This is a genomic window from Paenarthrobacter sp. YJN-D (assembly GCF_015040335.1).
Taxonomy (GTDB): Bacteria; Actinomycetota; Actinomycetes; order Actinomycetales; family Micrococcaceae; genus Arthrobacter; species Arthrobacter nicotinovorans.
Window position 1 is genome coordinate 3,051,123 of the sequence record NZ_CP053549.1, and the last position, 20,059, is coordinate 3,071,181.

27 protein-coding genes are annotated in these 20,059 nt (G+C 62.1%); 3 read left to right on the forward strand and 24 right to left on the reverse strand.

Going from position 1 to position 20,059, the window contains the following annotated elements; genetic code table 11:
• Window positions 1-82 precede the first annotated feature (82 nt).
• The 5 genes from rpsK to HMI60_RS14130 form a co-directional block, all read right to left on the reverse strand.
• Window positions 83-484: a 30S ribosomal protein S11 gene (gene rpsK, locus HMI60_RS14110; RefSeq protein ID WP_014922380.1), complete on the reverse strand. Its 402-nt coding sequence runs from the start codon at window positions 482-484 to the stop codon at window positions 83-85.
• A gap of 51 nt (window positions 485-535) precedes the next feature.
• Window positions 536-913 carry a 30S ribosomal protein S13 gene (gene rpsM / locus HMI60_RS14115; RefSeq protein WP_011775569.1) on the reverse strand — a complete coding sequence of 126 codons (378 nt, stop codon included), beginning with the start codon at window positions 911-913 and terminating at the stop codon, window positions 536-538.
• A 196-nt stretch (window positions 914-1,109) separates the two neighbouring features.
• Window positions 1,110-1,223, reverse strand: coding sequence for a 50S ribosomal protein L36 (gene rpmJ, locus HMI60_RS14120; protein ID WP_011775570.1), 114 nt, complete (start codon window positions 1,221-1,223; stop codon window positions 1,110-1,112).
• Window positions 1,224-1,295: 72 nt separating this feature from the next.
• Window positions 1,296-1,517 carry a translation initiation factor IF-1 gene (gene infA / locus HMI60_RS14125; protein ID WP_011775571.1) on the reverse strand — a complete coding sequence of 74 codons (222 nt, stop codon included), beginning with the start codon at window positions 1,515-1,517 and terminating at the stop codon, window positions 1,296-1,298.
• 196 nt (window positions 1,518-1,713) lie between these two features.
• On the reverse strand, window positions 1,714-2,727 hold the full coding sequence (locus tag HMI60_RS14130) for a P1 family peptidase (RefSeq protein ID WP_193589834.1): 1,014 nt from the start codon (window positions 2,725-2,727) through the stop codon (window positions 1,714-1,716).
• A gap of 239 nt (window positions 2,728-2,966) precedes the next feature.
• Between HMI60_RS14130 and HMI60_RS14135 the strand changes: the two genes are divergently transcribed.
• The 3 genes from HMI60_RS14135 to HMI60_RS14145 are packed head-to-tail and all read left to right on the forward strand — an operon-like array spanning window position 2,967 to window position 6,194.
• Window positions 2,967-3,881, forward strand: coding sequence for a carbohydrate ABC transporter permease (locus HMI60_RS14135; RefSeq protein ID WP_018776665.1), 915 nt, complete (start codon window positions 2,967-2,969; stop codon window positions 3,879-3,881).
• A complete protein-coding gene (locus HMI60_RS14140; protein ID WP_039242392.1) occupies window positions 3,878-4,798 on the forward strand; it encodes a carbohydrate ABC transporter permease in 921 nt (306 codons plus the stop codon). The genes HMI60_RS14135 and HMI60_RS14140 overlap by 4 nt, the downstream gene beginning before the upstream one ends.
• Before the next feature lie 49 nt (window positions 4,799-4,847).
• Window positions 4,848-6,194, forward strand: coding sequence for an ABC transporter substrate-binding protein (locus HMI60_RS14145; protein WP_018776667.1), 1,347 nt, complete (start codon window positions 4,848-4,850; stop codon window positions 6,192-6,194).
• A gap of 63 nt (window positions 6,195-6,257) precedes the next feature.
• Here HMI60_RS14145 and map read toward each other — a convergent pair whose 3' ends face one another.
• The 19 genes from map to rpmC form a co-directional block, all read right to left on the reverse strand.
• Entirely contained in the window at window positions 6,258-7,085 is an 828-nt protein-coding gene (map, locus tag HMI60_RS14150) for a type I methionyl aminopeptidase (protein ID WP_193589836.1), read from the reverse strand.
• A 33-nt stretch (window positions 7,086-7,118) separates the two neighbouring features.
• Window positions 7,119-8,030, reverse strand: coding sequence for an NAD(P)-dependent oxidoreductase (locus tag HMI60_RS14155; RefSeq protein WP_227453538.1), 912 nt, complete (start codon window positions 8,028-8,030; stop codon window positions 7,119-7,121).
• Window positions 8,027-9,748: a class I adenylate-forming enzyme family protein gene (locus HMI60_RS14160; RefSeq protein WP_193589837.1), complete on the reverse strand. Its 1,722-nt coding sequence runs from the start codon at window positions 9,746-9,748 to the stop codon at window positions 8,027-8,029. Before HMI60_RS14160 ends, HMI60_RS14155 begins: the two co-directional genes overlap by 4 nt.
• Complete coding sequence (locus HMI60_RS14165) at window positions 9,741-10,940, reverse strand: cytochrome P450 (protein WP_193589838.1); 1,200 nt, start codon at window positions 10,938-10,940, stop codon at window positions 9,741-9,743. Before HMI60_RS14165 ends, HMI60_RS14160 begins: the two co-directional genes overlap by 8 nt.
• Window positions 10,940-11,671 (reverse strand): glycosyltransferase family A protein, encoded by a 732-nt coding sequence (locus tag HMI60_RS14170; RefSeq protein WP_018776672.1) that lies wholly within the window; start codon window positions 11,669-11,671, stop codon window positions 10,940-10,942. The genes HMI60_RS14165 and HMI60_RS14170 overlap by 1 nt, the downstream gene beginning before the upstream one ends.
• A gap of 62 nt (window positions 11,672-11,733) precedes the next feature.
• Window positions 11,734-12,777: a 3-oxoacyl-ACP synthase III family protein gene (locus tag HMI60_RS14175; RefSeq protein ID WP_193589839.1), complete on the reverse strand. Its 1,044-nt coding sequence runs from the start codon at window positions 12,775-12,777 to the stop codon at window positions 11,734-11,736.
• 110 nt (window positions 12,778-12,887) lie between these two features.
• Complete coding sequence (locus HMI60_RS14180) at window positions 12,888-13,457, reverse strand: adenylate kinase (protein ID WP_018776674.1); 570 nt, start codon at window positions 13,455-13,457, stop codon at window positions 12,888-12,890.
• Window positions 13,458-13,462: 5 nt separating this feature from the next.
• Window positions 13,463-14,773, reverse strand: coding sequence for a preprotein translocase subunit SecY (secY, locus tag HMI60_RS14185; RefSeq protein WP_039242402.1), 1,311 nt, complete (start codon window positions 14,771-14,773; stop codon window positions 13,463-13,465).
• A 187-nt stretch (window positions 14,774-14,960) separates the two neighbouring features.
• On the reverse strand, window positions 14,961-15,443 hold the full coding sequence (gene rplO / locus HMI60_RS14190; protein WP_018776676.1) for a 50S ribosomal protein L15: 483 nt from the start codon (window positions 15,441-15,443) through the stop codon (window positions 14,961-14,963).
• The gene (rpmD, locus tag HMI60_RS14195) at window positions 15,443-15,649 is read right to left on the reverse strand and encodes a 50S ribosomal protein L30 (protein WP_018776677.1); all 207 of its coding nucleotides are present in this window, start codon (window positions 15,647-15,649) and stop codon (window positions 15,443-15,445) included. The genes rplO and rpmD overlap by 1 nt, the downstream gene beginning before the upstream one ends.
• Window positions 15,650-15,651: 2 nt before the next feature.
• Window positions 15,652-16,323: a 30S ribosomal protein S5 gene (gene rpsE, locus HMI60_RS14200; RefSeq protein WP_179128297.1), complete on the reverse strand. Its 672-nt coding sequence runs from the start codon at window positions 16,321-16,323 to the stop codon at window positions 15,652-15,654.
• Window positions 16,324-16,352: 29 nt separating this feature from the next.
• Window positions 16,353-16,736 carry a 50S ribosomal protein L18 gene (rplR, locus tag HMI60_RS14205; RefSeq protein ID WP_018776679.1) on the reverse strand — a complete coding sequence of 128 codons (384 nt, stop codon included), beginning with the start codon at window positions 16,734-16,736 and terminating at the stop codon, window positions 16,353-16,355.
• Between the two features lie 3 nt (window positions 16,737-16,739).
• Window positions 16,740-17,276 carry a 50S ribosomal protein L6 gene (gene rplF, locus HMI60_RS14210; RefSeq protein ID WP_018776680.1) on the reverse strand — a complete coding sequence of 179 codons (537 nt, stop codon included), beginning with the start codon at window positions 17,274-17,276 and terminating at the stop codon, window positions 16,740-16,742.
• A gap of 18 nt (window positions 17,277-17,294) precedes the next feature.
• The gene (rpsH, locus tag HMI60_RS14215) at window positions 17,295-17,693 is read right to left on the reverse strand and encodes a 30S ribosomal protein S8 (RefSeq protein WP_011775584.1); all 399 of its coding nucleotides are present in this window, start codon (window positions 17,691-17,693) and stop codon (window positions 17,295-17,297) included.
• 78 nt (window positions 17,694-17,771) lie between these two features.
• Entirely contained in the window at window positions 17,772-18,359 is a 588-nt protein-coding gene (gene rplE, locus HMI60_RS14220; protein ID WP_018776681.1) for a 50S ribosomal protein L5, read from the reverse strand.
• Window positions 18,359-18,718: a 50S ribosomal protein L24 gene (gene rplX, locus HMI60_RS14225; protein WP_018776682.1), complete on the reverse strand. Its 360-nt coding sequence runs from the start codon at window positions 18,716-18,718 to the stop codon at window positions 18,359-18,361. Before rplX ends, rplE begins: the two co-directional genes overlap by 1 nt.
• 3 nt (window positions 18,719-18,721) lie before the next feature.
• Complete coding sequence (rplN, locus tag HMI60_RS14230; protein WP_003803789.1) at window positions 18,722-19,090, reverse strand: 50S ribosomal protein L14; 369 nt, start codon at window positions 19,088-19,090, stop codon at window positions 18,722-18,724.
• Between the two features lie 353 nt (window positions 19,091-19,443).
• A complete protein-coding gene (rpsQ, locus tag HMI60_RS14235) occupies window positions 19,444-19,740 on the reverse strand; it encodes a 30S ribosomal protein S17 (RefSeq protein ID WP_011775587.1) in 297 nt (98 codons plus the stop codon).
• Window positions 19,737-20,057: a 50S ribosomal protein L29 gene (rpmC, locus tag HMI60_RS14240; protein WP_014922387.1), complete on the reverse strand. Its 321-nt coding sequence runs from the start codon at window positions 20,055-20,057 to the stop codon at window positions 19,737-19,739. Before rpmC ends, rpsQ begins: the two co-directional genes overlap by 4 nt.
• Between the last annotated feature and the right edge of the window lie 2 nt (window positions 20,058-20,059).

Sequence of the window (20,059 nt, forward strand, 5' to 3'; positions counted from 1 at the left end):
TTTCCAGCCTGACCAGCCGGGCCATGCTGATGGAAGGAAAACTTCCATAGCAGGCCCGGCCAGTCAGGCAGGGAAGACCTAATTAGACGCGGCGGCGCTTCGGGGGGCGGCAACCGTTGTGGGCGCTGGGGGTGACATCCTGGATGGAGCCAACCTCGAGGCCAGCGGCCTGAAGTGAACGGATTGCGGTTTCGCGTCCGGATCCCGGTCCCTTGACGAAGACGTCAACCTTGCGCAGACCGTGCTCCTGGGCGCGCTTTGCAGCAGCTTCGGCAGCCATCTGGGCAGCGAACGGGGTGGACTTACGGGAGCCCTTGAAGCCAACCTCACCGGCGGAAGCCCATGAGATAACAGCACCGTTCGGGTCCGTGATGGACACGATGGTGTTGTTAAAGGTGCTCTTGATGTGCGCCTGGCCAAGCGCAATATTCTTCTTATCCTTGCGACGCGGCTTACGAACCGCTCCACGAGTCTTCGGGGGCATTGTTTCTCCTACAGAAAGTTATCGGGGGAAAACCAGGTCAATCCCGAGGGATTAACGTCCGGCCTTCTTCTTGCCGGCGACGGTGCGCTTCGGGCCCTTGCGGGTACGAGCGTTGGTCTTCGTACGCTGTCCGCGTACGGGCAGGCCCTTGCGGTGGCGCAGGCCTTCGTAGCTGCCGATCTCAACCTTGCGGCGGATGTCAGCGGCTACCTCGCGGCGAAGGTCACCCTCAACCTTGTAGTTGCCTTCAATGTAGTCACGCAGCTGAACCAGTTCGGCGTCAGTCAGGTCCTTGACGCGAACGTCGGCGCTGATGCCGGTGGCAGCCAGGGTTTCGTGTGCACGGGTCTTGCCCACGCCGTAGATGTAAGTAAGCGCAATTTCCAACCGCTTTTCGCGGGGAATGTCTACGCCAGCGAGACGAGCCATAGTGGCGGTACTCCTTGAATAAACCGGAGGTCGTAGGCAGTACACCCGCACGTTCCGTGCGGCCCCAGCCTCCGACCGGGGGTTCGCTGACCAGGCTCTGTAATGCAGTCCTGGCACAGCTTGTGCTGCCTTTATTTACTTGCGTGGGCTAGCAACCCAGGTTTGCCCTTGCGGGCGCTGATTCCCGGAAGGGGAATTAGCCCTGGCGCTGCTTGTGGCGCGGGTTCTCGCAGATCACCATGACCCGGCCGTTACGGCGGATCACTTTGCACTTGTCGCAGATCTGCTTGACGCTCGGCTTGACCTTCATGGCGTTCCTTTGCGTGTTTTGCAGTTGATCTGCTGGAGCGGCTTGGGCACTATTGCCCTGCCGCCCAGCAATTTACTTGTAGCGGTAGACGATACGACCACGTGTGAGGTCGTATGGGCTCAGCTCCACCACTACCCGGTCCTCTGGGAGAATCCTGATGTAGTGCTGACGCATCTTCCCAGAGATGTGTGCGAGAACGACGTGCTTGTTGGTGAGCTCAACGCGAAACATCGCATTGGGCAGCGCCTCAGTCACAACGCCCTCGATCTCAATGACCCCGTCCTTCTTGGCCATATCCTCCGCTAACTGTTGTTTGCCACCGTCCTCCGATGAGGCACCGAAGATCCAGCGGACGTTTTTTTGTTTGCTTGACCGCCTTGGAACCACGACACCAAAAAGGGCGCGGCTGCACAGACAACCAACAAATAACTCTACGCCAATCAGGCTGGAAAGTTAAATCCGACCATGGTAGCGCACGTGTCCCCCGCCGTCACTCCCCCGCTTGGCGATAAGCCGGGAAGTGACCGGCCGCCGTCGTGATGCTTTCGGCCGCCAGGACGCCGTCCAGAATGGCCAACCGGACCGCCTCGGCCGCCGCGCTTTGGAGGGTGATCAGCGATACCTGCCGCGCTTGTTCGGTGCTGCGGTCAAGAGCGACGGAGCCTGTGGCCAGGGCGAAAATGGTGTCACCGTCCGCGAGGGTGTGGGAAGGATCCAGGGCCCGTGCCAGCCCGGCATGCCCGGACGAGGCAGTCCGCTTGCACTCAGCCACATCCAGCACCGCATTAGTAGCGATCACCACGAGCGTGGTGTTGAGTCCCTGGGGTTCGACCCGCGCTGGCTTAGCCTCGGCCTGCGGGACTGGAGCCCGGCCGCGCGCGTCTAAGGGAGGAACGACCGAGCGCGCAGAGGGCTGCAGGTCCGCAGGACCAAACTGGGGCGAACCCAGCGCGTTAACCACCGCCAGCGCACCTACGATCACGCCGCCGTCGAGAGTGATCGAGGAGCTGCCCACACCGCCTTTGTACTGTCCGCGGGCAACAACGGCACCGGTCCCCGCGCCGACGTTTCCACGTTCGACGGCGGCATGGTCGCCTGAGGCGAACGCTGCGGCGGCTGCCCGGTAACCCATGTCGGCATCGGGTCGGGCGCGCACGTCGCCACCGCGCCCGAGGTCGAAGATGGCAGCAGCGGGAACGATCGGCACGACGGTTCCAGGGACGGCGAAGCCGCGGCCCTGTTCCTCACACCAGAGTTGGGCACCCGTGGCCGAAGCCAAACCGAAAGCACTGCCGCCGGTCAAGACCACGGCATCGACTGTGGACACCAAGGTGGTTGGGTCCAGTGCGTCGGTCTCATGTGTGCCAGGGCCCCCGCCGCGGACGTCAATGGAACCCACGGTTCCCGGTGGCGGAAGGACGACTGTTACGCCGCTCAGCCACCCGCCGTCGTTCTTCTGCATGTGCCCAACCCGGATACCCGGGACATTGGTGATCGCCGTCATGGGTCCATTCTCCACCCCCGGGCCGGGAATGAAACGGGAGTCGAACCTCAAATACGAACTCGTGAGTAACGCCCGGTAAACGGGTCCGGAAGTGTAAGACAACTCTCGCTACGAACGACCGTTTTGGCCCGGGCACGCGGCGTCAATGTGGTGAGCTAGGCCTGTCTTCGCCGCCCCTGGCAGGGAGCAGGCGCCCCACATTCCGCCGAAACCGTGAGTAGTACATGACTGTCCCTTTGATGAACAACAGCACCGCCGTGCCCGCAAGACGACGCTGGTCCGGTCGCAGCCGCAAGGACTTCGTGGTGTTCCTTGCCATGGCCTTGCCCAACCTGATCCTGATCGGCACGTTTACCTACTGGCCCCTTATCAACAACATCTACTACTCCACACTGGACTGGACCTTGGGCTCGGCCTCGGCCACCGTTGTCGGGCTCCAGAACTACGTCACGTTCTTCACCAGTGAGGATGCGTCCAAGGTCCTCGGAACCACGGCCATCTTCACGGTGTTCACCGTAGGCGGCTCCATGATCCTTGGACTACTGGTGGCCCTCGCGCTCAATTCGAAAGTCCGTGGAACCACCTTCGCCCGGTCAGCGGTGTTCGCGCCCTACGTACTCTCCGGAGTGGGCGTCGGCCTGGTGTGGCTGTTCATCTTCGATCCCGGTTACGGAGTGCTGGCCTGGATCCTGCGCGGACTCGGGCAACAGAGCCCGCAATGGATCAACGATCCGCAGCTGTCCCTGGTGATGGTCATCATCGTCTACGTGTGGAAGAACCTGGGCTACTGCGCCGTGGTCTTCCTGGCAGGGTTGCAGTCCCTTCCCCGCGACGTGATGGAGGCCGCGGCACTGGATGGTGCCAACAGTTTCCGGCGGTTCTTCAACATCTCTTTGCCGCTGCTCTCCCCCACCACGTTCTTCCTGCTCATCACCACCATGCTCAGCTCCCTGCAGGCCTTCGACCTCATCCGCATCATGACCCCTCTGGGCAACGGCACCAGCACGCTGATCTACGAGGCGTACCTGCAGGCCTTCGGGGCATACAACCGGGCAGGCTATTCGGCCGCAATTTCGGTGATCCTCTTCGCCATCCTGCTGGTCATCACCGTCCTCCAACTGCGGTTCGTTGAGCGAAAGGTCCACTATTCATGAGCGCCCCAGCACCTGTCGTCGTGCGTGAAGAACCCCAACAGACTGCTTCACCGGAGGGTCCGCCCGCCAGGCCCAACCCCCTGTCCAGGTCCAATCTCCTCCAGACCGTGGCCACTGGCTATGTTCCCCTGATCGTCGCAACGCTAGTGGTCTTCCTGCCGCTGCTGTGGATGCTCCTGAGTTCCTTCAAGCAACCCGGCGAAATCGTCACCATGGACCTTCGGATCCTTCCCCAGTCACTGAACCTGCAGAACTACGTCACGGCCATGACCACCGTTCCGTTCGCACAGTTCTTCGCCAACAGCCTGATCGTCACCATCGTGGGCTCGTCGGTCAAAGTGGTTCTGGCAATCCTCACCGCCTATGCCTTGGTGTTCGTGCGCTTCCCGTTCAAAAACGTGATCTTCGTGCTGATTCTTGTGGCCCTTATGGTCCCCGCGCAGGTGTCGATCCTGCCCAACTACATCCTGATCGCGGGCATGGGCGGAAAGAACACCCTGTGGGGCATCATCCTTCCCGGGCTCGGCACGGCGTTCGGCACGTTCCTCCTGCGCCAGCACTTCCTGACGCTGCCGCCGTCGATCCTTGAAGCGGCGGAGATTGACGGCGCCGGACACTGGCGCAGGCTGTGGCAGATCATCGTTCCCGTGTCCGTCCCGTCGATCGCCACCGTGGCGTTGGTGACCGTGGTCAGCGAATGGAACGACTACATCTGGCCCCTCATCATCACGGACCGGCCCGAAACCATGACGCTTCCGGTAGGACTGACACTCCTCCAGAACTCCGAAGGCAACGGAGCCGGCTGGGGAATCCTCATGGCCGGCGCGGTACTGGTGATCGTCCCCATCCTGCTGGTCTTCGCAGCACTCCAGCGCTACATCGTTGCCGGTCTGACCCAAGGCAGTGTCACCGGTTGATTCTCCACCACACCATTCGCATCAAAGTCAGTAATTGAGAGGAAGCATCATGCGCACCAACCTTGACCGCCGCCATTTCCTGGGATTGGCAGGCCTCGGAGCCGGAGCAGCGGCCCTCGCCGCATGCGGCGGACCGTCGACGGCGGGCACGGCAGACGCCGTCGACACCGCCACTATCGACTTCAGTGGCGTCAAGCCGGCCGCCTCCATCGACTTCTGGACGAACCACCCCGGCAAGTCGCAGGATGTGGAAAAGGCGATCATCGAGAAGTTCCACGCCAAGTTCCCCGATATCAAGGTCAACCTGGTCACCGCGGGCGCCAACTATGAAGAGATCGCGCAGAAGTTCCAGACGTCCCAGGCAGCCAAAACCGGTCTGCCCGGGCTGGTTGTGCTCTCCGACGTTTGGTGGTTCCGCTACTTCTCCAACGGCAGCATCATCCCCATCGATGGCCTGGTGAAGCAGCTGGACATCAAGATCGACGACTTCCAGAAATCGCTGGTCGACGACTACAAGTACGACAACAAGCAATGGGCCCTTCCGTACGGCCGTTCCACCCCCTTGTTCTACTACAACAAGGACCACTTCAAGGCAGCAGGCCTGCCGGACCGCGCACCGGCCACGTGGCAGGAGTTCGCGGAGTGGGCTCCCAAACTCAAGGCCACCTCCGGAGCGCAGTACGCCTACATCTACCCGGCCCTGGCGGGCTATGCCGGGTGGACGCTGCAGAACAACCTGTGGGGTTGGGGCGGTGCCTGGTCCAAGGGCTGGGACATCACCTGCGACTCCAAGGAATCCGTGGCCGCGCTTCAGTGGGCCCAGGACTCCATCTACAAGGATGGATGGGCCGGTGTTTCATCCAAGGAGGCCGCTGACGACTTTGCCGCCGGAATCACCTCGTCCACCATTTCTTCCACGGGTTCGCTCCTGGGGGTCCTGAAAGCAGCCAAGTTCAACGTGGGTGTCGGGTTCCTTCCCGGCGGTCCCGAGGTCCCGAGCAGCGTCTGCCCTACCGGCGGTGCGGGTCTCGGCATTCCCAGCGGCATCACCAAGGAGGAACAGCTGGCCGCGGCAACCTTCCTTAAATTCATGACCGAGCCGGAGAACACTGCCGCGTTTTCAGCCGCCACCGGCTACATGCCCACCAGGCTCTCGGCAGACATGTCCTCTGTTCTCGCGGCCACTCCGCAGATCAAAACAGCCATGGACCAGCTCGCTGCCACCAAGGTCCAGGACAACGCCCGCGTGTTCCTGCCGGGCGCCGATCAGGAAATGGCCAAGTCAGCAGCCAAAATCCTCACGCAGCAGGGCGATGTCCAAGCGACCATGACCGAGCTGAAGAAGACGCTTGAGGGCATCTACACCAAGGACGTCAAGCCGAAGCTGAAGTCCTGACCCCTCTGGAAAAAACAAAAGAGCGCGGCTACTTCGGTAGCCGCGCTCTTCCTTTTGGAGCAGTTACGGGATGGGGACAGGCACGACGCCGAGGGGCGCCAATTGCTCTGCGCCTCCATCGGGGGCGGACAGCACCCAGATGCCCTTTTCATGCACTGCTACGGAGTGCTCCCACTGGCAGGAACGCTTGCCGTCAGTGGTGACCACGGTCCAGTCGTCGTCTAGGGTGGCCGTTTCGATGTCACCGCGAACCAGCATTGGCTCAATCGCAAGGCACAAGCCCGGGCGGATCTTCGGACCACGGTGGCTGGTCCGGTAGTTCAGGACATCAGGTGCCATGTGCATTTCGGAACCGATGCCATGGCCGACGTAGTCCTCCAGGATGCCCAGGGGCTTGCCCGGGATCGAGGAGACGTAGTCATCGATGGCGTTTCCGATGTCTCCCACGAACTTGCTCTTGGCCAAGGCAGCGATACCCCGCCACATGGCGGCCTCGGTGACGTCCGACAGCCGCTGGTCCTCGGGATCCGCGGTGCCCACGATGACCGTCCGCGCCGAGTCGGAGTGCCAGCCATCCACGATGCAGCCGCCGTCGATGGAAATGATGTCTCCGTCTTGGAGGACACGTCCACCGGGGATGCCGTGGACCACTTCCTCGTTGACGGAGGCGCAGATGGTCGCCGGGAACCCGTGGTATCCGAGGAAGTTGGACTTGGCTCCTGCGTCATTGAGGACTGCTGCAAAGACGTCGTCCAGGTCCTTGGTGGTGACGCCGGGCTTGGCAGCCGCAACGGCAGCGTCCAGTGCCCTGCTCAGGACAAGCCCGGCCTGCTGCATCGTACGCATCTGCTCGTTGTTCTTATATTCAATGCGGGGCTGACCGAACGCCATGTTCTCCTCTGGAAGGTTTGCTGTTGGGACCGATCAGGCCCCGTGCTCCAACCATTTTCCCGCATCCGAGACCGTGGTCGAAATTGGCTCGATTCCCAGCTCGTCCCGCAGCCGGTCCAAACGGTACGTCCGCTGCTTTCCTACCTGGCTGACGGCGTAGCGGGTCAGCTTCGGAGCACGGCCCGTAGCCCGCGAAGCTGCTTCCGAAACGCCCGCGAGCGCCATGGCCGCGGGCTCCGGAAGGTAGGTGACGGGGACATCGCTGCGTCCTGAAACATCGAGTACCTGCCTCAATACAGCCCCCAGCTCCACAGGCTGGGCATCCCCCACGTTCACCGCACCGCGCACCGTCGACTGGCAGGCGGCCAGGACGGCCCGTGTCAGGTTATCTACATGGGTCAGTTGATGTTTCACCCCGGGGTGCCCGATGCTGAGCAGCCGCCCTGCACGAATGTTGCTGACGAGGCGGGGCAACAGCGTCCGGTCACCCGGGCCGTACACGGCGTGGGGACGCAGTGCCACGGCATCGCCGTGTTTCCTGGCTTCGACGTCGGCGAGCGCCTTGCTGCGTCCATAGGCATTCAGGTGTCGCGCAGCAACCTCATCTTCGGGGCGATCCACGCATGGTTCCCACCACGGATAGACGCTGGAGCTTGAGATATGGACCAGGCGTGTCCCGGCGAACGCTTCGGCGACCGCCCTTGTCCCCTCGACGTTTGCCCGGTGAAAGACGGCAGCGTCTCCCCAGTCGGCCACGTGGGCACCGGCGTGGACAACCGCATCCACGTGCGGAAGCTGGGCAGGCGGCAGCCCCGCCAGGTCCCAGTACTCCAAGCCCTCTCCCTGGCGGCGGGCATAGCGGACGACTTCCCAGCCACGGGCTTCCGCCGCATCCGCCACGGCTCCTCCAACGAACCCCGTCGCGCCTGTCACTGCAATCCTCACGTGGCCTCCCCGGGGTCCCGGCGTGCGGCAAACATCCCGCGCAGGGCCACCCGGTCCGGCTTCCTGTGCCTGCCGGAGGATGGGATGGATTCCAGGACTTCGATATGGTCCGGAAGGGCGGACTCGTCGATGAGCATGGGCAGTTCCCTGGCCAGCCGGGACTTCAGCTCAACAGCGGATTGGTCCGGTTCAGGGACCACCGCCAGCCATACCGCCTCGTCTCCGATAGTGTCCGGTACCCCCACCATGACGGCAGTCCGGACCCCTTGCACAGCTGCGATGACCGGCTCATACAACGCGGGGTAGATGTTTGTCTTACCCCGGATGATCATGTCCTTCTTGCGTCCGATCATGACCAGCCTGGGTGCACCGGTTCCTCCGTGGTCCAGCCGGACGAGGTCGCCAGTGGCGTGCTCCACCATGGGGTCCTCGCCCAAGTAGCCACGGCACATGTTCGGCCCACGGGCGAACAGCTCGTGGTCGGCTGCTACACGGATCCCGACGGCGGGCAGCGGCTCCCCGAGGAAGTCGCCCTCACCGCTGCCATCGGGCGCAGTGAACCCGGCTTCGGCGCCGGACGCGAAGGCCAGTTTCTCCCGGCCATCGGCAATGGCGATGGGCAGCACCTCGGTCATGCCGTAGATGAGTTTGAACCCGACCCCGGGCAGGAGCTTCATTGCCCGTTCAAGGAAGGGAGCAAGGATGGGGGCGGCCCCCAGCATCACTGTTCTCAGTGTCGCTGGCAGAGTGACGGAACCGTCTTCGATGGCGTCCAGGATGGGCGCCAGTTGGGAGGGCACCAGGAAAAGGTGCGTGGCGGCGTCGTACGACGTTTCTTTGCCGGTCACGGCACCCAACTCGCCGGCCAGGCGAAGCGGGTCGATGTGAGCCGAGAAACCATAACCGGGCATCGTCCAGTGGGCGCCGGCGATCAAGGCCGGAAGGCCCATCATGAGCTGCTCGGAGTGGATCCGGTCCCCCTCACCGAAGCTGCAACGCGTCGATAATTGCCCGAAACCTGCGGCCAGGGAACCCCTCGTGTGGATGACCCCTTTGGGTGAGCCGGTGGTACCGGAGGTGAAGATGATCACCGCTTCCTGTTCGGTCACCGTTTCTGTGGGTCTGGCGGACTCTTGCCCCTGCGGGAGTGTTGCCGCAAGCCCTTTTACCGGCGAAGCGCCGCGGGGGACGCCGGGGAGCCACGGCCCGGAGTAGTAGTGGCGGACATCCATGGCCCCGTAGTCCGGGAGCAGCAGGCCGCGGCCGCGTGCGATGGGACGGAGCGGGCTCCTGGCGCTGACGGCATACAGGAGTGACTCCGACGCGGCCCAGCGCGGCGCAGCCAGTTCTGCCCGGTCCCGGAAGAGCGAAGGCCCAATGCCGGGATCGATGAACACCACGGAGCCGCCCGCCCGGACGGCTCCAAGTGCCAGAATAAACGCTTCGGGACTGGGACGGACCGAGAAGAGCATCCGCTCCCCTGTCCCGAATCCGTCATCCTGCAAACGCCGGGCCGTGGCCTCAATGCCATCCACCAACTCGCGGTACATGATGGTACGACCGGGCCGGACGCCGTCGTTTCTCCGCCGTGCCCACGGTAGCCGGCTTTTGCCTGGTGCCGTGATGGCGGGACGGTCCGGAACACGGTCCGCCACGGCATAGACGGCGGTGATCAGATCCTCTGCCATCAGGGGTAGGCCGGGTGTCTCGTCAGGCATGGGCCAACTCCAACTTCCGATACCCGGGAATCAGCACTCCCCTGCTGACCTGGCGGGCAGCGATCAACCACGGCCTCTGGGCGTACATGTCCAGGAGCATCTCGAGCGTATTGTTGATTTCCGCCATGGCAAGCGGCATGCCGATACAGAAATGCGGTCCGGCACCGAACCACAGTTGACGTGCCTGCTGTGGTGTTGCCTGTGCCGGATCAAATCCACCCAGGCTCTTGGCTGCGTGGATGGTTGAGAGCAGGATCCTGTCCCCGGCGAAGACCTTCGTACCGCCTATGTATCCATCAACCACTGCGTCCCGCAGCATCATGGGCGAAGGAACCGTGAAGCGCAGAGCCTCGTTGACGGCGGCCGGAACAACGGACCTGTCCGCGGCCAGTTCACTGAGCCGTCCACTGTCAGCAAGCAACGCCACCAGCCTTGGCACAAACGACACCAGCGTCTCGGTGCCCACCATCACGAACGCACTGATGATGCCCATGGCTTCGTCCTCTGACATACCGAGCTCACGCAGTCTGCCGGGGAAGGTATCCGGGTCGCTTTCCCTGTACGCCGTCCGGACCGGTCCAGCCAAAACCGCGACGGCGGATTTTCCTTTGGCCACTTGGCCCGCCGTCAGCGTCGGCCGGCCCAGGCGGACAAGCGACGAGATGGAGGAGCCGAGGTCGAAAAGCTCCCTGTCCGCCAGCCTCCCCGGGGCATCGTCGGGAACCCCCAGCAGGCGCGAGATGACCCCGCCGGCCAGTTCTTTGACGCAGTCCACCAGATCCACGCGGCCGTTCGCGTCCAAATCACCGTGCAGGCGCGCCTTCAGAGCTGCCGCTGCCGGTTCCACGATGCCCTCCACGGAGCGGGGAGTGAAAAGGTCACCCAGGCGCCGCCGAAGCAGCCTGTGTTCCTCACCATCCATGTTCACCAAGGCCTTGGGCCCCACAACGGGGGTCCACAGCGCACCCGAGCCTGATGGGCCGTTCTTGACGTAGGCGTCCTGGCTCATCAGCACCTCCCGAACCAGTCCCGCTTCGCTGACCAGCACACCGAGTCCCGGGATGCGAACCACAGGACCCATGGCACCCAGGCCGCGGATCACGGGATACAACACGGGGTGGGCTCCCAGATGGACGCGGCGCTCCCAACGTTCCGCCGTGCACTGCGGGTTGATCGCTGCAAGGCCCCGCATCACCGGATATCCACGTGTTCGGGGCGGTACCGGTGGTCCGCGTACCAGGCGAGAGTGTTCTTCAGCCCCCACGCTTTGACCCGTCGGGAGGAACCGAACACCACAACATCGCGTCGCAGGGCGTAGTTACGCGTCAGTTTACGCACCCGGTTGGACAAGGCGCGGTCCTCATGGAGATCTTCGATCCTGGTCCTGGGGAAACCCCCGGAGCGGTGATACATGTCTGCTGTGATGGCCATGTTGCAACCAGGAAGCATCTGGTACGGACCCAAGTATCCCTCGCCCTTGTTTCCCGGGCGGATCCGGCCGAAGAACGACGCCACCTCGACGGCCAACAACATCATGATCCGCTCACGGGCAGTTATGCCCTCGTCCTCCCTGGGATTCAGCTGTCCGGCAACCAGCTCCAGGCCGTCATCGAATGCAGCCATGATCCGCTCTGTCCAGTCCGGTGCGGCCAGGCAATCGGCATCGGTGCGGGCCAGCCACCGCGCACCGTGCTCCACGCCGAAGCGCATGCCGGTATCAGCTGCCGCGCCCGTGCCCTTCTCGCTGTCGTGAACCAACCGGATATCCATCCCCGGGTGCGCTGACGCGAACTCAGTCACGATGGCGCAGCTGAGATCCGTGGAACCGTTGTCCACCACCACTACCGTGAAATCCTGAAACGTCTGCGCCGCCAGCGAGTCCAGTGCCTGCCGTACCAGCTTCTCTTCATTGAGCATCGGCATGGCCACGCATAAGGACTTTGTGGAAGCCGCACTCGCAAGCCTGTTGCGAACCTCTTGCGGGCTCACAGCCGCACCACCGCCATTCCCAGGCTCACGCCGCCGCCCAAACCGACCAATGCCACCAGGTCCCCGGGTCCGGCCCTGCCACTGTCCACGGCAAGCTTCAGCTGCAATGGAAGGCTGACGGAGGCGAGGTTTCCGAAGTCCTCAACGGAATGAACCAGCAGTTCCGCAGGCACACCGGCACCTTCGGCGAATATATGCCGGTACGGTGCGCTGACCTGGTGTACGCAGACGACAGCGAAGTCCGTCCACGCGAGGTGCATCTCCGCGAGAGTCGCATCAAGGATGTCGGAGCCGAGGTCCAAGAACGCATCCTTGAGCTTTTCCCCGTCCATGTTGAAGTAGCTGGCCTCTGGATCACGGGGGAAGGCCGACCCTCCCGCCGCCAAGGTACCCACGGACCAATGGCTGCTTCGCGCGGTGAAGCCCATGGCCAGGATTCCGGCCGCCCCGTCTGCAGCTGCGGCGGGATCAACCGCGGCCTCCAGCAACACTGCTGCGCCGCCGTCGCTCATGGTGTACCCGGGGAAGCTGGAGGCGAACGTCGGGAAGTCCGGCACCGACCACCGCACCGCCCGGGAAGGCGACTCCCCCGTGACCACCAGAACCCTCCCATAGCGCCCTCCGGCGATCAGAGCGTCGGCAACCTCCATACCGTTGAGGAAACTGTTGCAGGCGTTCTTGACGTCCATCACAGGGCATGAAAGTCCCAGTTTCGCTGCCACCATGTGTCCCGTAGCGGGTTCAACCATGTCCTGGCTGGCAGAGGCAAAGACCAGCAGGTCCACGTCAGGTGCCTGCAATCCGCATTCCGCCAGGACCTTGGCAGCGGCGTTGGCGGCCAGATCCGACGCCTGCTCCGTCGGGGACATGACACTCCTCGAGCGGATCCCCGTGACCCGGCCAATCAGACCTGTCGGCACGCGGAAGCCAGGGCTGGATTCGGCAATGCGGCGTTCGACGGCGGCCGTATCCAGCCGCGTCGGTGGCAGGTAGACCTCAAGCCCCGAAATCCGGCTACGTCCTGACAGAGCTGTCTGCATGCGCTTCCCCCAAGAATGTGCCGCGTCAACGAAAAAGGGTGTGTCCCGCACCCATGGTACGGGACACACCCTTCACTCCAGCTCCGGTTCCCCGGCTATGTGGAAAAACGCTAGACAGCCTTGGCCGACTCGATGGCTGTGAGCACGCGGTCGGTAACTTCATCGATACCGCCGATGCCATCCACCTGAGTAAGGATGCCGCGCTCAGCGTACTTGGCCACAACGGCTTCGGTCTGCTCGTGGTAGAGGTCAAGACGGTGACGGATCACGGCCTCGTTGTCGTCCGAACGTCCCGTTTCCTTGGCACGGCCCAGGAGGCGTGCAACCAGTTCTTCGTCATCCGCGGTCAGCTGGAGCACGACGTCGAGCTCCTGCTCACCCTCAGCGAGGATCTGGTCGAGGTAGTCAACCTGCGCGGTGGTGCGCGGGTAGCCGTCGAGCAGGAAGCCGTTCTCGACATCGCTCTGGCTCAGTCGATCGCGAACCATGTTGTTCGTGACGCTGTCCGGAACGAAGTCACCAGCGTCCATGTACTTCTTGGCTTCGATACCCAAGGGCGTTTCACCCTTGACGTTGGCACGGAAGATGTCGCCGGTGGAGATGGCGACTACGCCGAGGCGCTCCGAAATCCGCTCAGCCTGCGTACCCTTACCCGAACCGGGAGGTCCAATGATCAGCATTCTCGTCATCGCAAAAGCCCTTCGTAGTGACGTTGTTGTAGCTGCGCATCAATCTGCTTGACGGTTTCCAGGCCGACACCCACCATGATCAGGATTGACGTGCCACCGAACGGGAAGTTCTGGTTGGCATTGATCAGGACGAGTGCAACCAGCGGAATCAACGCCACGAAGCCCAGGTAGAGGGCTCCAGGCAAAGTAATCCTGGAAAGCACGTACTGCAGGTAGTCCGCGGTCGGTTTACCCGCCCGGATGCCCGGAATGAACCCGCCGTACTTCTTCATGTTGTCCGACACTTCTTCAGGGTTGAAGGTGATGGCTACGTAGAAGTAGGTGAAGAACACGATCATGGCGAAGTAAAGCGCCATGTAGATGGGATGGTCGCCACGGGTGAGGTTGTTGTTGATCCACTCAACCCACGGGGCCATCTGCTCCCCTGGCTTCGGCTGGTTGAACTGCGAAATCAAGCCGGGCAGGTACAGCATGGAGGAAGCGAAGATGACGGGCACGACGCCGGCCATGTTCACCTTGATGGGAATGTAGGTGCTGGTGCCGCCCACGGTGCGACGACCAATCATGCGCTTGGCATACTGCACCGGAACACGGCGCTGCGACTGCTCCACGAAGACCACCAGGGCCACCGTAAGCAGGCCGATGGCAAGAACGATGAAGAAGGTTCCCGGGCCCTTGGTCTCCCAGATGGAGCCAAGTGAGCGGGGGAAGCCGGCTGCGATCGAGGTGAAGATCAGCAGCGACATGCCGTTGCCGACGCCGCGCTCGGTGACGAGCTCGCCCATCCACATGATCAGGCCCGTGCCCGCTGTCAGCGTGATGATGAGCAGGAGGGTGGTGATGATGCTCTCATCGGGGATGATCGGCAGGTTGCAGCCGGGCAGCAACTGACCCGAGCGAGCCAAGGAGACCAGGGTTGTGGCGTTCAGCAGGCCCAGTGCGATGGTGAGGTACCGGGTGTACTGCGTCAGCTTGGACTGCCCCGATGAGCCCTCTTCGTACAGCTGCTGGAACCGGGGAATAACCACCCGGAGCAACTGCACGATGATGCTCGCCGTGATGTAGGGCATGATGCCCAAGGCAAAGATCGAGACCTGCAGCAACGCGCCGCCGCTGAACAAGTTCACCAGCTGGTAGATGCCCTGCGAGGTGTCACCGTTGTTCAAGCATTGCTGGACATTCTGGTAGTTCACACCAGGCGAGGGGATGAAAGCTCCCAAGCGGAAGATTGTGATGATTCCCAGCGTGAACAACAACTTGCGTCGCAAATCAGGCGTCCGAAACGCCCGGCCGAATGCGCTTAGCAAGCGTCCTCCTGAGTAGAAAGTACAAGGATGTGGTCGGGCTCAATGAAACCCAACAACCGAGTCTAACTGCTTGTGACGCCGTCGGAATAATCGAGAGTCCACAACCACCAAAAAAATCCCGGTATCCGGGGCCGAAGCCCCGCATACCGGGATTCTTTGTTACAGCGGGCTGATGCCCCACAAACCCTTAGAGGGCGGTGGTGGATCCGCCTGCTGCGGCAATCTTTTCCGCAGCGCTGGAAGAGAATGCGTGCACGGTGACGTCAACCTTGACGGTGATGTCGCCGGTGCCGAGCACCTTTACGGGCTGGTTCTTGCGAACGGCACCCTTCTCTACCAGGGACTCAACGGTGACGGTGCCACCTTCCGGGAACAGCTCGTTGAGCTTCTCCAGGTTTACAACCTGGAATTCAACCCGGAACGGGTTCTTGAAGCCGCGCAGCTTCGGCAGGCGCATGTGCAGCGGCAGCTGGCCGCCGGCAAAGCCAGCCTTTACCTGGTAGCGGGCCTTCGTACCCTTGGTACCGCGACCAGCGGTCTTACCCTTGGAGCCTTCACCACGACCAACACGGGTCTTGGCTGTCTTGGCACCCGGGGCGGGACGCAGGTGGTGGACCTTCAGAGTGTTCTGCTTCTCAGCAGCCTCTGCGGCGGTCTTGTTCTCTGCCATTACTTCGCCTCCTCTACATTCACGAGGTGCGGAACCGTGTTCAGCATGCCAACGGTCACGGCGTCAGCGGTACGGACAACGGTGTGTCCGATGCGCTTCAGGCCGAGGGACCGAAGGGTGGCGATCTGGTTCTGCTTGGCGCCGATGACGCCCTTGATCTGGGTGATCTCCAACTTGGCGTCGGAGGGAGTCAGGTTCTTAGCCATGACTAAACACCTGCCTTCTGGTTCTGGAGCGCGCGCACCAGAGCAGCAGGAGCAACCTCGTCCAGCGGCAGGCCACGGCGGGCAGCCACGGAAGCGGGCTCTTCGAGCTGCTTCAGAGCGGCAACGGTCGCGTGAACGATGTTGATCGCGTTGGAAGAACCGAGCGACTTGGAGAGGATGTCGTGGATACCCACGCACTCCAATACCGCGCGGACCGGACCACCGGCGATAACACCGGTACCGGCGGAAGCCGGACGCAGCAGGACAACGCCTGCAGCAGCCTCACCCTGCACACGGTGCGGGATGGTGTTGCCAACGCGGGGAACGCGGAAGAAGGACTTCTTGGCCTCTTCTACGCCCTTTGCGATAGCAGCGGGAACTTCCTTGGCCTTGCCGTAGCCAACGCCGACCATGCCGTTGCCGTCACCGACGACGACGAGTGCGGTGAAGCTGAAGCGACGACCACCCTTGACGACCTTGGCAACGCGGTTGATGGTGACAACGCGCTCTACGAACTGGCTCTTCTCGGCTTCACGACCGCCGTCGCGGCCACCACGGCCACCACGGTCGCCGCGGCCCTGGCCACGGTCGCCACGCTCGCCGCGACGTCCGCCGCGGCGGTCATCGGTAGCGGGTGCGGTCTCAGTTGCTTCAGCAGCTACAGCTTCAGTCACCTGAATGTCCTTTTCGTTATTTTCAACGGTCACAGTGCCAGCCCACCTTCGCGAGCACCGTCAGCGACGGCGGCGATGCGGCCGTGGTACTTGTTACCGCCACGGTCGAAGACAACAGCTTCGACGCCTGCAGCCTTTGCACGCTTGGCAACGAGCTCGCCGACGCGCTTGGCCTTGGCAGTCTTGTCTCCGTCAAGTGCACGAAGGTCAGCTTCCAGAGTGGAAGCGTAAGCCACGGTTACACCCTTGCTGTCATCGACAACCTGGACGAACATGTGGCGTGCCGAACGGTTGACGACCAGACGAGGACGTGCAGCCGTACCGGTGATGCGCTTGCGGATACGAAGCTGGCGACGGTTGCGTGCAGCCGACTTGCTCTTGTTCGTACGCTTCTTGTTAATTGCGATGGCCATGGTTTACTTACCAGCCTTTCCGACCTTGCGGCGGATGACTTCGCCGGCGTAACGGACACCCTTGCCCTTGTAGGGGTCGGGCTTGCGCAGCTTGCGAATGTTGGCAGCAACCTCGCCGACCTGCTGCTTGTTGATACCCGCAACAGAGAGCTTGGTCGGACCCTCTACTACGAAGGTGATGCCTTCGGGTGCAGAGACGTTAACCGGGTGGCTGTAGCCCAGAGCGAACTCCAGGTCAGAACCCTTTGCCTGAACGCGGTAACCGGTACCAACGATTTCAAGCTTCTTCTCGTAGCCCTCGGTAACGCCCTGGATCATGTTGGCGATCAGGGTGCGGGTCAGGCCGTGCAGCGAACGCGAGTTGCGCTCGTCGTTCGGGCGGGTGACCGTGAGAGTGTTCTCTTCCAGGGAGACCTCGATCGGGCTGGCCACAGTGTGGCTCAGCTCGCCTTTGGAACCCTTGACGCTGATGACGGAGCCATCGAGCTTGACCTCAACTCCGGCAGGAACGGTGATGGGGAGACGTCCAATACGTGACATTATTCTCTTCCTTTCCCGTTACCAGACGTACGCGAGGACTTCGCCGCCCACGCCCTTCTTGCCGGCCTGCTTGTCAGTCAGGAGGCCGGAAGAGGTGGACAGGATTGCGATACCCAGGCCACCCAGCACGTGAGGCAGGTTGGTGGACTTCGCGTAAACGCGGAGACCCGGCTTGGAGATGCGGCGGACGCCAGCGATGGAACGCTCGCGGTTCGGACCGAACTTCAGGTCGATGGTCAGCTTCTTGCCAACCTCGGCGTCCTCTTCCTTCCAGCCGGCAATGTAGCCTTCAGCCTTCAGGATGTCGGCAACGCGTGCCTTCAGTTTGCTGTACGGCATGGACACGGTGTCGTGGTATGCCGAGTTTGCATTGCGCAGACGCGTGAGCATGTCTGCGACAGGATCTGTCATAGTCATTTGGGCTATAGCCCTTCCTCGTACCGGTTTCCGCTGCGCTTGCCCTTACGAGCCTGCGCGGTCGGACCTGTCACGTAGTTAGTTTTCGGTCTTGAACGGGAAACCAAGCGCCTTGAGCAGCGCGCGGCCTTCGTCGTCGGTCTTGGCGGTGGTGACAACCGTGATGTCCATGCCGCGTACGCGGTCGATGGAGTCCTGGTCGATTTCGTGGAACATAACCTGCTCGGTCAGACCGAAGGTGTAGTTGCCGTTACCGTCGAACTGCTTGCCGTTGAGGCCGCGGAAGTCACGGATACGCGGCAGAGCCAGCGAAACCAGACGATCCACGAATTCCCACATGCGGTCTCCACGCAGAGTTGCGTGTGCACCGATCGGCATGCCTTCGCGCAGCTTGAACTGTGCGATCGACTTGCGGGCCTTGGTTACCTGCGGCTTCTGGCCGGTGATGAGGGTGAGGTCGCGGACAGCGCCGTCGATCAGCTTGGAGTCCTTGGCGGCATCTCCAACACCCATGTTCACAACAACCTTCACCAGGCGGGGAACCTGGTTCACGTTCGCGTAGTTGAATTCGTCCTGCAGCGACTTCTTGATGGTCTCTGCGTACTTCGTCTTCAGACGCGGAACGATCTTGTTTGCGACAGTGGTCTCAGACAGTGTTTCACTCATCAGATGTCCTTCCCGGTGGCCTTGGACACGCGGATACGGACGGTCTTGGTAGCGCCATCCTTCTCAACGGTGTCGAGACGGAAACCAACACGGGTCGGCTTCTTGGTCGACGGGTCAACCAGAGCAACGTTGGAAACGTGGATCGGGGCCTCAACGACCTCGATGCCACCGGTCTTGGTGCCGCGCTGCGACTGACCGACCTTGGTGTGCTTGGTGACGCGGTTGATTCCCTCTACCAGCACGCGGTTGGTGGCCGGGAATACGCGCAGGACCTTGCCCTGCTTGCCGCGGTCGCCGCCGCGTTCCTGCTTGGCGCCGGTGATGACCTGAACGAGGTCACCCTTCTTGATCTTAGCCATGGACTAAAGCACCTCCGGGGCCAGCGAAACGATCTTCATGAACTTCTTGTCGCGAAGTTCACGACCAACCGGGCCGAAGATACGGGTACCGCGGGGGTCACCGTCGTTCTTCAGGATCACAGCTGCGTTTTCGTCAAACTTGATGTAGGAACCATCCGCACGGCGGCGTTCCTTCTTGGTACGAACGATGACAGCCTTGACGACGTCACCCTTCTTTACGTTGCCGCCAGGGATAGCGTCCTTGACGGTGGCGACGATGACGTCGCCGATGCCTGCGTAGCGACGACCGGATCCACCGAGAACGCGAATGGTAAGGATTTCCTTAGCACCCGTGTTGTCGGCGACCTTGAGTCGCGACTCCTGCTGAATCAATTTCTACTCCTTGCGTCGCGCCGGTTCTCAGACCGAAATCATGCATACGGAATGAGCCTTGCGGAACGGTTGATCGGGGTGTCTCTTGACCTGCCTGGATTTTGCCAGAACAGGCCTAAACGCCCGTGCCACAAGCATCAGCTTCCCTTGCAGAAAACTCTGCGCGGGGCAGTATGCAGCGGCACGATTGTTTACGAGGTAGTGGACGACGCACAAGTGGCGCCATACAAACTCAATATCCTAGCACGTTCAGGGCCAGTAACCGAAACGGCCGGGAAAGCGGAAAGGCCCGCATTCCATAGGGAATGCGGACCTTTCCAGTGAATCTCTGCCAGGCGCGCCCGGCGTCGGATTTACTTGGCCTTTTCGAGGATCTCCACCAGACGCCACCGCTTGGTAGCGGACAGCGGGCGGGTCTCAGAGATGAGAACGAGGTCGCCGATGCCGGCGGTGTTCTCTTCGTCGTGAGCCTTGATCTTCGAGGTGCGGCGAATAACCTTGCCGTACAGAGCGTGCTTTACGCGGTCTTCAACCTGAACAACGATGGTCTTTTCCATCTTGTCAGAGACAACGTAGCCGCGACGCGTCTTACGGTAACCGCGCTGTTCAGCGCTGGCTGCTGCTTCCGTCACAGTTTCCTTCTCGCTCACTTGGCGTCCTCTCCAGCTTCAACCTCGGCCTTTTCAGCCTTGGCAGCCTTCTTGGACTTCTTTTCTTCCTTGGCTTCCACAACCGGTGCGGCAACCTCGGCACGAATGCCCAGCTCGCGCTCACGGAGAACGGTGTAGATGCGTGCGATGTCCTTCTTTACCGCGCGCAGGCGACCGTGGTTCTCCAGCTGTCCGGTGGCGGACTGGAAACGCAGGTTGAACAGCTCTTCCTTGGACTTGCGGAGTTCTTCAACGAGACGCTCGTTGTCGAAACCGTCCAGCTGTGCGGGTGCGAGATCCTTCGACCCTACTGCCATTT

Coding starts and splice junctions, on each gene's coding strand:
- rpsK (WP_014922380.1), bottom strand. CDS start 484: ATGCCCCCGAAGACTCGTGGAGCGGTTCGTAAGCCGCGTCGCAAGGAT.
- rpsM (WP_011775569.1), bottom strand. CDS start 913: ATGGCTCGTCTCGCTGGCGTAGACATTCCCCGCGAAAAGCGGTTGGAA.
- rpmJ (WP_011775570.1), bottom strand. CDS start 1,223: ATGAAGGTCAAGCCGAGCGTCAAGCAGATCTGCGACAAGTGCAAAGTG.
- infA (WP_011775571.1), bottom strand. CDS start 1,517: ATGGCCAAGAAGGACGGGGTCATTGAGATCGAGGGCGTTGTGACTGAG.
- HMI60_RS14130 (WP_193589834.1), bottom strand. CDS start 2,727: ATGACGGCGATCACCAATGTCCCGGGTATCCGGGTTGGGCACATGCAG.
- HMI60_RS14135 (WP_018776665.1), top strand. CDS start 2,967: ATGAACAACAGCACCGCCGTGCCCGCAAGACGACGCTGGTCCGGTCGC.
- HMI60_RS14140 (WP_039242392.1), top strand. CDS start 3,878: ATGAGCGCCCCAGCACCTGTCGTCGTGCGTGAAGAACCCCAACAGACT.
- HMI60_RS14145 (WP_018776667.1), top strand. CDS start 4,848: ATGCGCACCAACCTTGACCGCCGCCATTTCCTGGGATTGGCAGGCCTC.
- map (WP_193589836.1), bottom strand. CDS start 7,085: ATGGCGTTCGGTCAGCCCCGCATTGAATATAAGAACAACGAGCAGATG.
- HMI60_RS14160 (WP_193589837.1), bottom strand. CDS start 9,748: ATGCCTGACGAGACACCCGGCCTACCCCTGATGGCAGAGGATCTGATC.
- HMI60_RS14165 (WP_193589838.1), bottom strand. CDS start 10,940: ATGCGGGGCCTTGCAGCGATCAACCCGCAGTGCACGGCGGAACGTTGG.
- HMI60_RS14170 (WP_018776672.1), bottom strand. CDS start 11,671: ATGCCGATGCTCAATGAAGAGAAGCTGGTACGGCAGGCACTGGACTCG.
- HMI60_RS14175 (WP_193589839.1), bottom strand. CDS start 12,777: ATGCAGACAGCTCTGTCAGGACGTAGCCGGATTTCGGGGCTTGAGGTC.
- HMI60_RS14180 (WP_018776674.1), bottom strand. CDS start 13,457: ATGCTGATCATTGGACCTCCCGGTTCGGGTAAGGGTACGCAGGCTGAG.
- rplO (WP_018776676.1), bottom strand. CDS start 15,443: ATGGCAGAGAACAAGACCGCCGCAGAGGCTGCTGAGAAGCAGAACACT.
- rpmD (WP_018776677.1), bottom strand. CDS start 15,649: ATGGCTAAGAACCTGACTCCCTCCGACGCCAAGTTGGAGATCACCCAG.
- rplR (WP_018776679.1), bottom strand. CDS start 16,736: ATGGCCATCGCAATTAACAAGAAGCGTACGAACAAGAGCAAGTCGGCT.
- rplF (WP_018776680.1), bottom strand. CDS start 17,276: ATGTCACGTATTGGACGTCTCCCCATCACCGTTCCTGCCGGAGTTGAG.
- rpsH (WP_011775584.1), bottom strand. CDS start 17,693: ATGACTATGACAGATCCTGTCGCAGACATGCTCACGCGTCTGCGCAAT.
- rplE (WP_018776681.1), bottom strand. CDS start 18,359: ATGAGTGAAACACTGTCTGAGACCACTGTCGCAAACAAGATCGTTCCG.
- rplX (WP_018776682.1), bottom strand. CDS start 18,718: ATGGCTAAGATCAAGAAGGGTGACCTCGTTCAGGTCATCACCGGCGCC.
- rpmC (WP_014922387.1), bottom strand. CDS start 20,057: ATGGCAGTAGGGTCGAAGGATCTCGCACCCGCACAGCTGGACGGTTTC.